The 14,302-nt window shown below is 49.2% G+C and carries 11 protein-coding genes and 1 pseudogene; 7 read left to right on the top strand and 5 right to left on the bottom strand.

Annotation, left to right across the window (positions count from 1 at the left end):
- Positions 1-348 precede the first annotated feature (348 nt).
- The 4 genes from AB3226_RS03465 (at position 349) to AB3226_RS03480 (ending at position 4,435) form a co-directional block, all read left to right on the top strand.
- On the top strand, positions 349-1,080 hold the full coding sequence (locus AB3226_RS03465) for a winged helix-turn-helix domain-containing protein (RefSeq protein ID WP_367372038.1): 732 nt from the start codon (positions 349-351) through the stop codon (positions 1,078-1,080).
- Between the two features lie 11 nt (positions 1,081-1,091).
- Positions 1,092-1,841, top strand: a complete 750-nt coding sequence (locus tag AB3226_RS03470) for an EAL domain-containing protein (RefSeq protein ID WP_367372039.1) — start codon at positions 1,092-1,094, stop codon at positions 1,839-1,841.
- Between the two features lie 38 nt (positions 1,842-1,879).
- Positions 1,880-2,548, top strand: a complete 669-nt coding sequence (locus AB3226_RS03475) for a winged helix-turn-helix domain-containing protein (RefSeq protein ID WP_367372040.1) — start codon at positions 1,880-1,882, stop codon at positions 2,546-2,548.
- A gap of 492 nt (positions 2,549-3,040) precedes the next feature.
- Positions 3,041-4,435 (top strand): undecaprenyl-phosphate glucose phosphotransferase, encoded by a 1,395-nt coding sequence (locus AB3226_RS03480; RefSeq protein ID WP_367372041.1) that lies wholly within the window; start codon positions 3,041-3,043, stop codon positions 4,433-4,435.
- Positions 4,436-4,628: 193 nt separating this feature from the next.
- On the opposite strand, the pseudogene AB3226_RS03485 reads toward AB3226_RS03480, so the two are convergent.
- The 3 genes and pseudogenes from AB3226_RS03485 to AB3226_RS03495 form a co-directional block, all read right to left on the bottom strand.
- Positions 4,629-5,653 (bottom strand): annotated as a pseudogene (locus AB3226_RS03485) (transposase); the annotation flags it as partial.
- Positions 5,654-5,773: 120 nt separating this feature from the next.
- Entirely contained in the window at positions 5,774-6,526 is a 753-nt protein-coding gene (locus AB3226_RS03490; protein ID WP_367372042.1) for an SGNH/GDSL hydrolase family protein, read from the bottom strand.
- 8 nt (positions 6,527-6,534) lie between these two features.
- Positions 6,535-7,632, bottom strand: a complete 1,098-nt coding sequence (locus AB3226_RS03495) for an acyltransferase family protein (protein WP_367372043.1) — start codon at positions 7,630-7,632, stop codon at positions 6,535-6,537.
- Between the two features lie 301 nt (positions 7,633-7,933).
- Between AB3226_RS03495 and AB3226_RS03500 the strand changes: the two genes are divergently transcribed.
- From AB3226_RS03500 to AB3226_RS03510, 3 genes are read left to right on the top strand one after another with little or no spacing between them, the layout of a single operon-like run.
- On the top strand, positions 7,934-9,328 hold the full coding sequence (locus AB3226_RS03500) for a hypothetical protein (RefSeq protein WP_367372044.1): 1,395 nt from the start codon (positions 7,934-7,936) through the stop codon (positions 9,326-9,328).
- Between the two features lie 12 nt (positions 9,329-9,340).
- Positions 9,341-10,513, top strand: a complete 1,173-nt coding sequence (locus tag AB3226_RS03505) for an acyltransferase family protein (RefSeq protein ID WP_367372045.1) — start codon at positions 9,341-9,343, stop codon at positions 10,511-10,513.
- 16 nt (positions 10,514-10,529) lie between these two features.
- Positions 10,530-11,576, top strand: coding sequence for a glycoside hydrolase family 99-like domain-containing protein (locus AB3226_RS03510; protein WP_367372046.1), 1,047 nt, complete (start codon positions 10,530-10,532; stop codon positions 11,574-11,576).
- Between the two features lie 273 nt (positions 11,577-11,849).
- On the opposite strand, the gene AB3226_RS03515 is transcribed toward AB3226_RS03510, so the two are convergent.
- Positions 11,850-12,209, bottom strand: coding sequence for a VanZ family protein (locus AB3226_RS03515; RefSeq protein ID WP_367372047.1), 360 nt, complete (start codon positions 12,207-12,209; stop codon positions 11,850-11,852).
- Positions 12,206-14,299, bottom strand: a complete 2,094-nt coding sequence (locus AB3226_RS03520) for a YjbH domain-containing protein (protein ID WP_367375746.1) — start codon at positions 14,297-14,299, stop codon at positions 12,206-12,208. Before AB3226_RS03520 ends, AB3226_RS03515 begins: the two co-directional genes overlap by 4 nt.
- Positions 14,300-14,302 lie beyond the last annotated feature (3 nt).

The following is a 14,302-nucleotide window of genomic DNA, read 5'->3' on the forward strand; positions in this document are numbered from 1 at the left end:
AAATCAACTCCAGTTTTCAAAAATGCAGACATCCGCCCAGTTCATATGCCGAAACGTTTCAGTTGTGCCTCGTTCTGTCGCCCAGATTAGGGGATCAGTGGTGCATCTGTGTTGTTCATAGAAAAGTCAACCTAAAGAGCCTGAGCTGACTGATAAGGCTGCAGCAACTAAATCGATCATCATCAAAACAACTGGTTTAAGCCTTCGCAGTTGCCTTTGCCGTTGAATCAGCTAAAACCTTTGAGGATGGAATGACACGTGTTGACGGCTGGAAATGTTATAAAAAGTCAGATAATTTCAGTATTTTGTGTATTAAGACTGCAACGCCAGCACATAAGAGTAATTTGCATGATGAGTTCTGAGAGCAAAATCGAAAATAGCCAGAGAGGTATTCTTGCTATTGGGCGCACTTGGCGCTCGACAGAGAAACTTCGCCAGCTATTTGTACCGAATCTCACGCATGTTTATACATTAGACTACCCGAACCCAGTAAGCCTTGATATCGAAACTCAAACGCTCGATACCGTTTTAATCGATATTGAAAGCCCTTCCATTCTTGATGACTGCCTGGCACTGATCAAGAAGTTACGTTCGTCCCCGACCGAACTGGCCATTATCGTAACCATTAATTATCGCTCTCCGCAAACTAAAATTGAATGCTACCTCGCCGGCGCTGATCACTGCATCAATGTACCTAATGATCAGGATGAAAAGGCCAGGCTGATTTCAGAGTTGTTCGAAACTCCGGAATGGCAACCCAGCATAAAGTTGATACTGGACCAAACATGCCTGCACTTATACAGCAATGATTGCAAACTGGATCTGGCCTATCAGGAAATGAAAGCCCTGGAGGCACTTATTAACGCAGAAGGCAATATTCTGCACCATGATTGCATGGCCGAATCCATGGGCTTGAATATAAAACTCTACGACTCACGGGTCTTGGAGAAATCCATAAGCCGGCTTCGAAATAAAATCAAAAAACACTTTGGTATTAACATCATCCACAGTGTTCGTGGTTATGGCTATCGACTGCTTCGAGGAGTCGTATCAGTCAATCAAGCAAACTTTCACTCTTAAAGGACTAGATGATGGAGCCCGGCAGGCAACCTATAGTGCACGAAAACTTCGCATTGGTTTTCTTCAGGCAATCGATTCTGAAAAGAAACGATGAACTGTTCGGCAGCGAAATTTATGCCAAGGCAACCAAACAGGAGACCCCTCTGAACAAGGGGTATCAACAGCTGCATTCCGATCATCCGTTGGCGATTTATCATGAAGTCCTGACACGGATCCAATTGAATGCCCTCTCAAAGAGTGAGGCCATCCCGTCCGCACAGACGCCCAATAAACTGTTCGTGAACATGAATCAGTCTGCTCTATTGGATAAAGCGCTCATTAAGGAGATGAACGATGCTCAAGCTTTACTCAAGAAGCATGAGCAACAACTGATCCCCAGTATTAACAACAGTTCGCTCCTGTCGTTCAACCTGAAAGAAAAAAGAACCATTATCAATCACATCCACCTATTGAAAGACAATGGGATCGAGATCGCTTTCGATGGCTATGATTTAAGCGACGATAGCACTGAAAAACTGATCAGCCTGACGCTGTTCGATTATATAAAAGTGGATCTGACCAAATCCAACTTCGACATCATGGTCGAAAACAGCCAGGATTTTTTCGACAGGTCTTATGACTGCCTGAGCGGCATGATCCATGACAGCAAGATCAAATTCGTGGCGGACCGAGTAGAGCACAAAGCACTACACACACTGGCTCGCAGCATGCCCTTCGACTTTTTTCAGGGGAGGTACTACTCACCCACTGAGCTTATTTAAGTTTTGAAAACTTCACCAGACTAGGAAGGAACCTTATTGTGAACACGCCGAATAACAGCTTTCTGATTTTCACCCGGGATCAACTGGCACGACAAGCAATCGAATCGCTTCTCGCGCAACGCCTGTATCTATCGTTTGAAATAGAGTCAGGTAAACTCAGCAGCGAACGCATCCGAAAGAATCGATTCACGCACATCCTGCTCGACCAGGCGGATATATCGCTGAGCGATGTCAGTTTCATCCGCAAAAATCAAAAAGATGCGGAAATCATCCTCATAACGCCGAACTCTGAACCTTCGGAACTTCATCACTTTTCGCACTTCGGTATTGATGGCTTTCTCAAGAAACCGGTGGCCGACGAAGAGTTCATCTCGGCAGTCAGTCGGGTTAAAGAGTCCCAGGGCAATCCTGACATCTGGTGGTTTAACGCTGACGATCGAACACTGGTCAAAGAAGACATTACTATTCCATTGACCGGTACCGAATCGTTAATGCTCACCCAACTGGTACTCAGCGATCGACGTGTGCTCAGCAAAAACGATCTTATCCTGCGCATCGATAAAGACCCGGAACAATACAGCGGCCTTGAAATGTGCCTGAGCCGATTACAGAAAAAGTTCAAGACGGCGGCCAATGGAGAACGGCTGATCCGTTCGGTTAGAAACCGTGGTTACTGCCTGGCACAAAGGATAAGAGTCGCTTACTGAGCGAGTGATCGCATAAAACAATAACAATAAATGCGACTCCCCCGCCCCACCTTACACCCCACACCCATGTTCTGCTGCCTTGCACTGCATTTCCTGACTTACGCCAAACACCCTCCTATGGCTCCGGCCCCGTTTCATCCCTCGCCTACCCGGCAAACGTTTATCGAATACTGCAATTATATAGACGATTGAGCGATACCCTCCTAACAAAAGAGCACGACCTTTTATAACAAGGCCTCTGAAAGTACGACCGTTATAATTCGTCAGACACACACATAGATTTAGGTACTAGTATAAAACCCTGACACTGAGACAACCGTATCAGCTGACTTCAAAACAAAGCCAGGATGGCCGGCCATTAGTTCGCGTTATTCCCTTCTAATAATAAAAACAACTTCTGACTGAACCGCGTTCGCTCAGCCTTTGTGCGTGGCTGCCATTTATTAACCGTCGACTGATACACAACGTGGCGCAGGCCCGAGGGACACCGCGATGGTACATAATCGTATTAATCGAAATAACATAACCAAAGGACTGACCTTCTGGGGGCAATGGATAATTGCCATCACTTCGGTCAATACATTGTTATTTGGTCTGGCGCTGTACCAGACAGGAGAAATCGAAGCCCATTATCGCGTGTTGGCGGTACTTACTTTCCTCGGCTCGGTCCCTTCCTACTCCCTGCTGCTGGTCTATCACAAGCAGCATAGTTACCTCAGCGGCTTGGCGCGCCTGCTACTGGGATGGCTGCTGACGCTGGCCGGACTGACCAGTATTGGTTTTTTCAGCAAGACCAGCGAATTGTTTTCCCGGGAAATCATCGTGGTCTGGGCCGCGGCCGGTTATTGCATTCAGGCCTTGCTGTACCTGCCATTGCACAGTTTTTCCAAGCACTACCAGCGGCAATTGCACAGCCAGTACAACACCCTGATTATCGGCACCGATCAACTGGCGGTGAATCTGGCAGACAAACTGACCAAAACCGAGTACCCGCCGCTGGTGGGCCTGATCAGCTCAAATCCCAACGAGCTGTCTACCCAAGTCAATGCCCACCGGGTTCTGGGCCCATTGCAGGAACTGCGTGAGCTAATCCAGGTGCACGACGTCCGGCGGTTGTACATCGCGCTGCCCTTGAGCGAAGCCAAACAGGTCGAGGCGCTGTACATCGACCTGCTCGACGCCAATGTCGATGTGGTCTGGGTTCCCGACCTGGGCAGCATGACGCTGCTCAATCACTCCATCAGCGAACTGGACGGCCTGCCTGCCATCCACCTCAATGAAAGCCCGCTGACCAGTTACCCGACAGCGGCGCTGAGCAAGACCTTGCTGGACAGAAGCCTCGCCGCCCTCGCGCTGATCGGCTTCAGCCCGCTGCTTCTGGTGATCGCCGCCGCCGTGAAGATTTCTTCCCCGGGCCCAATCATCTTCAAACAGGAACGGCACGGCTGGAATGGCAAGATCATCAAGGTCTGGAAGTTCCGCTCCATGCGCCTGCACGACGACCATCAGGTGCGCCAGGCCGGCCGTGAAGACCCGCGCATTACTGCAGTCGGCCGCTTCATACGCCGCACCTCCATCGATGAACTGCCGCAGTTCTTCAACGTGCTGCAAGGCCATATGGCGCTGGTCGGACCGCGGCCCCATGCGATTGCCCATAACGACTACTACACCGGCAAGATCCAGGCTTACATGGCCCGCCATCGAATCAAACCGGGCATCACCGGCCTGGCCCAGATCAGCGGCTGCCGCGGCGAAACCGAGACCCTCGACAAGATGCAAAAGCGTGTGGAGATCGACCTCAACTACATCAACAACTGGTCGTTGTGGCTCGATATCAAGATCCTGATCAAGACACCGTTTACACTCTTTTCGAAGGACATTTATTAACTGCTGAGACGTTCACCTTCTATTCTTCAGCTTAGCTACCGGGGCAGTCAGGTCTCTGACTGCCCCGGAGCCCCCCGCCCCACCGCCTCATCTCATTCCCCCGCGGGAAAACATAACCAAATTCAAATTTTTTGTGAGGTTGCCTGGGAGAGTGGTGTTCGGCGGCATTGCTGTCGATCGGCAAGTAGCCTTACTCGACATACCGCTCTAGTTTGTTCCAGTTGCTCGCCAGGTAACCGACGGCTTTGCCCAAGGCCTTCCGAGCTGTGCGACTGCGTCTTTTCCACCCAGCTTTTTATCTGAGCCAGCACCGGCATTCTGAACTCACGGTGATCGGCCTTGCGATCTTCATCGCAGCCGTCCTTCAGGTCATGCTCGATTCCGAAAAGCTTGTTGATCAGGTTCAGCGCGATATCCGTACGCCCCGTCTTGCCCTTGGGTTGCACTTTTTGCGCATCGACGAACTTTCGCCGCGCATGCGCTAAACAGCGCAGATGCTCAACGCTTGCCTGTGTGCCCAGCGCGGTGCAGCCGACGTAATCGTCTTTCATCACGTAGCCGCGATAGCCATCGAGCAAACGCGTCGCCACCTCCTGCACCCGTCTGGTGGTGTAGTCAAAAAGAATCCCGGTCTGTCAGGCGGGCCGAACTCTGGCGTGGGATATCGATGCCGGGCCCAGCACCTTTTCGAAACGGTGAAGCGGTAGACCATCGACGTATTTGGTCGTCAGCAACATGGCCAGCACGCTCGGACCGGCTATGCTTTTTTCAATCAGTTGGGCAGGTTTATCCGCCCTCACCAGTGCTGACTCACAATCGCGGCAGCCATAGATCTTGCGAAAATGCTTGATGACGCGGATCTGCATCGGGACGATTTCAAGCTGTTCGCTGACCTCCTCGCCGATGGCGTGTTTATGGCAAGCCGCAGGCACACGTCAGCTCATGCTCGGGAGTTCGCGGATGACTTCGATTCGGGGCAGGCCCGCGGGGAGCGGCTTACGTTTGCCGCGACGCTGGTCGGCACGATGACCTCTTCTTCGCAGGCTTCATCGACAGGATCTGCAACGCTTTCTGCTTCATTGAAGAGAGCCCGCTGCGGTGGCGTTGCCGGATCAGTCGTTTGTCCGGACTTATGCCCGAATAATCTCTGGCGCAACAGCGCGTTCTCTTTTTCAGATGAACAATCTTACCTTTGTCAGACGCGTGCTCACTGAGCATTTGCTCAAGCAATTGCCTGAGCAAAACAGGATCATCAGGAAGGTCTTTGAGACATCACCCCACCTCGTCACACAAACCAGATTGACAATGAAGCGACTACCAACATACCCAAACGCCAAATTAATCACGCACTGAGGAAGCTGCCTGCTGATACAAAAAAAATAAACGTTTAGCATATAAGCTATGCCCGTAATCATTCGGATGCCAGCGCACCCCATCAGATGAACCAGCACCATGGGCTAGTGGAAGAGCCGCGATATCGGCTACTGAAGAGTAAGGCACATGCTCTTCAGAGGAGACCGACGCCATAACTTTATCGATATCCCCGGACCAACCATTGTAATGCCCCAAGCCATCTTGACTAGACAAGGACCATGGGCCTACAGCAATGATACTCGGACGACTGTCGAGTCGACGGAGAGCAGAAATTAGCCTTCTGTAATTTTTTTCTAAAATACCGATTCCGCTTCTAATATCCTCGTGCTCACCTAGCTGAATAACCACAAGATTTGGGCGCATATTAATTACAGAGCCCAATGCTCGAAGCCGCTGGTCAACTGTGCCACTTCCTCCCGCTGTGTGATAACAAACCACCGTCGACTGCTCGCGGGCATCACTAATTTCTCGACTTAAAATACTTACATAATCAGACTGCCTGGAGGATGCAGCCATACCACTTATATGACTCCATCCTAGATTCTTCCTTGTAGTCTCGTCGAAGCCATGCAAAGTAATGCTGTCACCGACAAACAATATCCGGTAAGCCTTGATATTTTCAGTATTACACGGCATCACGGCATCTAGCTGTGACAACGGTGCAGCAGCCAAAAAGGAGTAACCAAGAGCTAGGACACTCCCTACCAACACCTTCATTAGACCTTTCATTCAAAACTTTTCGCCCTCGCTCTAAAATCAGTCAAACTACTAAAATATTGTTTAACATAGCGATTGAGTTTATCCGTCAGTGGACACTCTACAAAACGATACATGAAAGCCCCAACGCAAAGGGCGACAAGGATACTGCCAATCACCGACGGAACAGAATAGATAATGCCAAGTCTCTTGAACACCTCAGGTACCACTGGGGCAGTTAGAGGATGAAACAAATAAATAGAGTAAGACGCCGCCCCCAAAAACACCAAACCCCGTGGCATTGTAAAATTTACCGTCTTTTCAAGGCTAGCACAGCAATAAACCACCAAAAAAGAAGCCAGACCATAAGTTATGGTATTTCCATACTCAGGGAAGCGCGGAAAAAACAAGTAGCCAAGGGAAAGCAGAAGAATGACAACAGCAGTATTTCGCTCAACGAGCACACTTCGCTGCATTAGCCTAGCCGTTAACATCCCCCACAAAAAATTAAGAACTATTGGATCAGCATAAAAAGCCAAAGCCACATTCCATGCATCCGTTTTAAAAACTGACGCAATTGCGAGAGCAACCAATAGCGGCGCTGTAAATTTCACCGCACTCACCCGAACCAACAATGCCAGTGTAAAAACAGCATAGAAGAACATTTCAAATAGCAACGTCCAACCGACCGCCAGCAGTGGTTTGGTTTCGTTATCCACATTGATAGCTGGCACAAAAAAATAGGACTTCACTGTGTACAACCAATCAACCTGTGCATGCAATACCAGACCGGTAGCCGCCAGAAGGGTGAATAGCTTCACCGAAGTAGCGAACCAGTAAAGCGGAACAATCCTAACAATTCTGCGTATAGCAAAAAGCTTCCAGGCACCATCCGCATTGTGCATTTTCTCAGCAGCTATCATCATCACAAAGCCGCTAATAACAAAAAAGAGAGGCACCCCATTAGCACCAAGGTTATAACTAATAGTCTCTGAATCCAGCCTTTCCTTTGAGTAAAACGCAGAGTGGCAGACAACTACAGCCAACGCAGCAATGAATCGCAATACCTGGATCAATTCGAACTTACCCGCCGTCGCACCTCCGGCGTGCTTTTTTGCTGCCAACATAGTCTATAACCTCCAAGTATTTATTAATGGCCAAAATGCTGCAGCCCCAAGAAAAGCGTTGACCAAAAAAGCAGCATGAACTCAGGTTCTCTTCTTGTCGCCACCTGATATCCGACAATTTCTAACACAAGGAGCGCACAAATGGTTTCGTTATTTTTCGTCCAAATAAAACAATATAGAAAAGGGCAAAAACATGTTAAAAAATCAAATATTTTTTACACCCCCCCCCCACTAGAGCCTAAGCACTACTCCCACTCGGGAGATCAATGCACCGTAAGCACTCGACCTAAGGCCCCAACATATGATTTTTATTCTGGCCGCCCTCGGCACACTGGCAATGACTTTGTCATTTCGCAGGAGCGTACTGCTCATCCCAGTCTGGACGGTACTGACGCCCAAAGCCTTGCTTCTGCTTGATACACCTTCACTGCCAGCCTTCAGTCTTTACAAATACCTTTGCCTTGTAATGATAGGTATGTACCTGACAAAGAATTTATTCAAAAAAAGACAACATACCCCTCAAAAGCCTTTCAGTCGTGCGTTCTATCTAATCCTCATCTCCTCGGCAGCTTCAGCCATATTAAACATAAGCTCTAGCAATTCTGGCTTGCTGACGCTAACAAGCATGGTCATTGAAGTAATCATGCCAGTGACTATCTACTGCGAATACCTTGGCAGGCAAACCCCTCAAAAGCTCAATTCACTTATGAGCAAATATATAATTTGCTACTGCGCCCTAGCAGTATACGGAACCCTCTGCTACTTAATAAACTACAACCCTTATATTGAATTCATTAACTCTACCACTCATACAGGCCGCATCATTGCTCAAACCTATGCAGAAACCTTACGCGGTATCCGGGCACAAGGCACAATTTCGCACCCCATCACCTATGGCGCACTTATTGTAATGATGCTGCTCACTTACTACACAGTGAAGCTCAAAAAAGCGAAGCTCAGCCTCAAAGATTATCTAAAAATCGGCTTGGCCACGACTATAATTATTGGAGGAGCGCTATTCACAAACTCTAGAACCCCACTTATTTTATTCGCGGTTCCGCTTATAATACTTGCACTCAGCCAAAGTGCAGCAAAATCCTTAAAATACACACTAACCTTTTCCTTGATTTTCGTTACTCTTTTTTCCACCTCCGAGCTATTTAGAGATAAAGTACTATCCGTTGCAAACATCTTTGATTCCAATCTCGGCGAAGACATGAATGGCTCCGACTTAACCATGCGCGGCGCACAGTTTGCAGCTTCCGCCCGTCATTTTTTTAATTCTCCACTTGTCGGAGGCGGCCTTGATGCAACTCGCAACATTGTATCCTCAGGCCTCGATCCAGATCTTTTCAATACTGAAAGCATCGTATTCCGCTTGATGATTGACCAGGGCACTCTTGGCCTCATTAGTTATGCTGCATTCTTCTTTTTACTTTATATCAAGGTCGCTCGAAACATCCAACGAGAGTCTGCTCGGCGCATGTATCTAGGAATGGTGATTGGCTATATTACATTTACAATATCCACCGGCCTCATTGACACATTACAGAATGCGCTATTCATGATTTGCGCACTCTATTATATATTTAAGTTTGAACCCAATAAAAATCACTCTATCAAACCGAGACCTACCCTGCTCCAGGGTGACCATCTTGGAATAATTTCGCCAAAAAACCACGTAATGGCTTCCTAATAGGCTTCCAAAATGACAGTTATCGCAGCGCTACTACTGCTATACACACTATCAATAGCATTATTAAACAAGCTATTCAGCTACTCCACATTACTTACTCAACAAACGCTAGAGCGCTCCTCACCATTAGATGCGCTTCGAGGAATCCTTGCAACATCAGTAGTGTGCCACCACTTCATCACCACCTACTATTGGAAAACAACTGGAATTTGGACACGCCCTGATAGCGATCTATTAAACAACCTAGGCGCTGTCCCCGTTTCATTATTCTTCATGATCACCGGATTTCTTTTTCTAGGGAAAACTTATGAGTCATCGCCAAACTGGACCAAATTATTCAGTTCCCGCGTGCGCCGTATCATGCCGCTTTATTTATTTGTGCTCGCGGCACTTATCCTTACCAGCCTTATCAAAACAGAATTCCAAATGGTTCACTTCAGCGTATTAGCAAAAGAGACACTGAAATGGCTAATTTTCTTTGGGGCATCATTTAATGGATTCCAGGATAGCATCCGAATGACTGCTGGAGCTCACTGGACCTTAGGTTACGAGTGGATTTTCTATCTAACACTTCCACTAATAGCTATCTTATTCCGAAAAAAAAGCCCAATAACCTACTTAATACTGTCATTATCCACCCTAGCATTAGTGGCGCTCGGGCTTCATAACAACCTCATTAAACCTGGTCTTTTCCAGCTATTTTTTTTCGGATTCATTCCGATTCTAATCAAAAATCATCTGCCTCACGCAGTCCCTTTGTTGCAAGGAAAATGTGCAGCATTTATTGCCACAATATTAATTGCAGCCGCACTCTTTCAACATGAAGAATATTCAACATTCCAAATGCTATTGCTCGCAGTTCCATTCGCTATCATCAGCCTTGGAAACGACCTATTTGGCTTACTGAAACATCACGGACTTAAATCTCTCGGAGAAGTAAGCTATAGCATTTATCTTACTCACGGATTAATACTTTATTGGGCATTTTCGACATTCAACATTTTTGATTTTTCAAAAACCGGGATTCTGACATTTGTCGCACTTCTCCCTATCGCACTAGTCGTAGTGTCAGGCACATCTGTCGTCACTTACTTATTCATCGAAAAGCCATTTATAGCACCAAATAAAAACAAGAAAAAACCCATCTCCCAGTCACTGAGCACTGCTGAACCCACTAACACCTAGGACTTACGGTGCCATTTTGAAAAAGCTACTAGTTGCTTCATTTCTATCCCTGATATCTTCCACCAGCTATGCTATTGACGTCGGAGTCTACTATTACCCCGGCTGGAAAAGGCCTGATGTAGATGGCTGGGCGAAAATCAGAGCGCACCCCGAACGAGAACCGCTTCTAGGATGGTATACGGAAGGGTCGGATGAGGTGACGAGAAGTCACCTACAATGGATGGAAAAATACGGGATAAACTTCATTGCCTACGATTGGTATTGGGATCAAGGAACAGGCGTAAAAAACCGCACTTACGCTATAGACTCATACATAAGAAATGCTAAGGACTACAACGTAGAATTTGCTCTATTATGGGCAAACCATACGAACACTCCGGAAAGCCTGTCACAGTTTGATGAAATAGTTAATTACTGGATATCCAACTACTTCAAAAACCCGAAATACAAAAAAATCGACGACAAGCCTGTAGTTTATATATTCTCTTCAGACATGCTAAGCAAAGATTCAGAGAAATTTGGTTCATCCTCAAAAAAACTACTAACGAGAGCGCGTAAGCTAGCAAAAAAATCTGGACTTAACGGAATCTTTTTCATTGGGGCGTCAGGTTCAAAAAAAGACTCACTAACACTTGAGCTACCAAATCAAATGTATGATGCAGTTAGCGCCTATAACTATCAGTACGGACCGTCAAAAACTCCAGCGATTCGCACTCTATCCAAAAGCTATTCGGAGCTGATGGATGGCTACTCCCAATCTTGGAACTTTACGTTGAAAACAAGCCCCTTACCTTACGTCATCCCCGTGACTTCGGGGTGGGATAGAAGTCCTTGGGGTGGTAGCAGCGATCCAGCGCACGACAACTCCTACAGCACCCCCGAGGAGTTTTCAGAGCATTTATCCAGGGCAAAATCAGAACTTCTTGGCAACCCCAAAAAAACGCTAAACACAATAATTGTTTGTTGCTGGAATGAGTTCGGGGAAGGCTCTTATATTGAACCCACTAAGAAATTTGGATTTGACTATCTTGAGCAAATACATAAAGTCCTAAAAACCCAATAGCCTTTAAAGCAAACTGTTTTTTCACAGTTATTTATACAGTCTTTCACAGGCCAACCATTCTGGCTCGGTCATACGCTGCCGCCAGCTCTGGGTCCGCTAACGGCAAGATAAACTCCTGGTATGAAATTGAACGGCCGGATGGTCCTCGACGCCGAATACATCAAGCGGGTCGAGGGTGTTTGTGCCATCGGCAAGAGAGGTATTGCTGGAGGGGGATAGAGAGGGATCTACGGTTGCAACATTCCGGCAAGCTGATTGGTATGTCCTGCCTGTTCAGCGCAACCAGTACCTAGAAATTAATAACCCCATCAGCACGCCGATCGTATTGGCCAGCATGTCATAAGGTGAAGCTGTGCGCATCGGCATCAAACCTTGCGCGACCTCGATGAGCACGCCGGTGAGAAGACACCCCAAGGCTATCCAGAAAAACTTCACATTGGGAAACGCCAGGCGGCAGCTGCACGCAAATACCAGGAAACCAATCCAGTGATGGAGCTTGTCCTCTTCGACGAACAGCTCCGGGATCGGCTGAGCGCGCAAACCTGCGAACAGCAGAATTACGGTCACCGTGACAAAGAGCAGGCCCCGGAGCCAGAACGGTAATTCGATCAAGCCCTTGAGCCTCGTAATCATTCGGTAATTTTCTCGAAGTTGTTGTAGAACAGATCGCTGTCACGTCCATCGGTCATGGTTTGCAGCGAGTAGGCACGACTCAGGCGTGCGCCACCATCGCGAGTCAGCGGTGCCCAGACGATATTGGCCCGACGCATGGTGGAGGTACTCATCAGTTCGTCGAACGGGATGGAAATATAGATCCCTTTGTCGAAACTGCCCTCGCCATACTCTTCCTTCGACGCGCTGGTCAGAGTGACCCAGCCGCCAAACTTCACGCCGTTCTTGAACTCCCGCGACAAGTCGATGGTGGTGCCCCAGTCCCGCGCCAGATAACGCCCGACACTGACCGCTGCAAGCATGTCATTGGGCAGCTCAGTATAGCTGGTGACATGGCCCGTCACGGTCTGGTAATCACGCAGGCCGAAGCCCTGATCAAAGTCCCGCTGACGCACGAAGTTCAGGTCTGCGCCCACCGACCAGCGTTTCCCCGTGGGTCGATACAGCACTTCGCTGCCGACGCCGGCGAACATGGATTCCAGGTAGCCGCCGTAGACCATGCCGTATAAATCCCGATCCAGCTGCGCCGCATGGTTGAACTGGAACGTTGGCATCGTCACATCGGAGGTGGTCACGTATTGGCGCAGATCGGTGCGCACGCGCGGTAGCCCGCTCGGCGCGTCGTAGGTGAACTTGTCATAGTTGTTGAGCAAGTTTGCACTGAGCAAGCCGCTCCACCAGGTATTGCGGGTGAAGCGGTACTCCGCGTCGACATCGGCGGTGAACTGATAGAGCAGTCCGTCGGGACCGCCGATGTTCTGTTTGTAGCCCAGACCGAGGCCGTAACTGAACGGTTCCAGTGCCTGGGTGTAGAGCGTGGTTTCCCGGTGCGCCGTTGCCGGATTGACCTCGGTCGTACGGTGCAGATCCTTCAGCGGCTGGTCGTTGTTCACGACCGCACGGAACGTTTCTCGCGGCACGCTGGTTTCTTCGATGGACATGTCGTAACGCTGGTTCACCAAGGTGAACCAGTCGATGTCCTGATTGACGCTGTTATCGAGAATCCGGCTGGCTCGCCCGACGGCTTTGGCCGAATAGAAATAACGAGACTGCTCGCCATACACCATCAGCTCAGAACCACGCTGGGTGATGCGTTTCACCTTGTAGCCAGCATTTTGTTGCAGTCGGTTGGAGACATCAGCCCAGTTGACCTGGTCAGCCGGGGTCGAGGGTTCCTGCGCCGGCAATGGTTCGGCGGGCGGATCATACGTCTTGACCGGTGTCTTGCGGCTGACAAAGTTGGTGTGCAACGTGATGCCGAACATCGCCGTATTGCCACGCTCCCAGCCAGCACTCAAATCGACGCTGTCGGCCAGCTTGTAGACCACGCCGATGTTGATCGGCAGGTCTTGCTTGATCGAGTTGTCCAGCGGCTCATTCTTGTAATCGTTGCCCTCGTACTCGAGCTTCAGGCTCAGCGGTGCCCACGGCGTTTGATAGGCAACCCCGCCAAACAACGAAGGGTGACCCCTGAAGTAAGCATTGGTGTTCACGTCCCCTGCCCTCGCGACAGCCGCCGAGCTCTCTGGCCGGTCGTTGAACTTGCTGCCGAAGACCGCCAGCGGGTTACTGAAATCCCCCCGGTTACCCAGATAGCCCCAGGCAATGCCGAGGCTGAAATCCAGCTCGCCATAACGCTTGTTGGCGACGAAATATTCGCTGGAAAACAACCCGGTACCGCCGATGTCCCGAGCGCCGATGGCGACTTGCGGCGCCCAGCGAGTTTCTTCCCAAAGCCGCGCCTTGATGTCAATGGCCTTGTCTTTGAAGCTCTGGTCGCCGCTAAAATCCTCGGGACCGTAATTGCGGTTGGTGATCGCCGTGTACCGAAACGAGCCCTCCAGCCAATCGAGCGGCTGCAAGGAAAAACTGTAGCGCGAATAAGGGTCAGTACGACTGGCCGTGGCGCTCAACTCGCCCGCGGGCGCCATGCGTGCGGTGGGGGTCTGCAACAGACCGACGCCACCGAAATCACTTTGGGTGTAACGTGGTTCGCCGTGAGCCCATCCGCAGGGCAAGAGCAAAACAGCAGCAAAACGAAACTTTAACAGGCA

The sequence above is a fragment of the Pseudomonas lini genome, assembly GCF_964063345.1.
Taxonomy (GTDB): domain Bacteria; phylum Pseudomonadota; class Gammaproteobacteria; order Pseudomonadales; family Pseudomonadaceae; genus Aquipseudomonas; species Aquipseudomonas lini_B.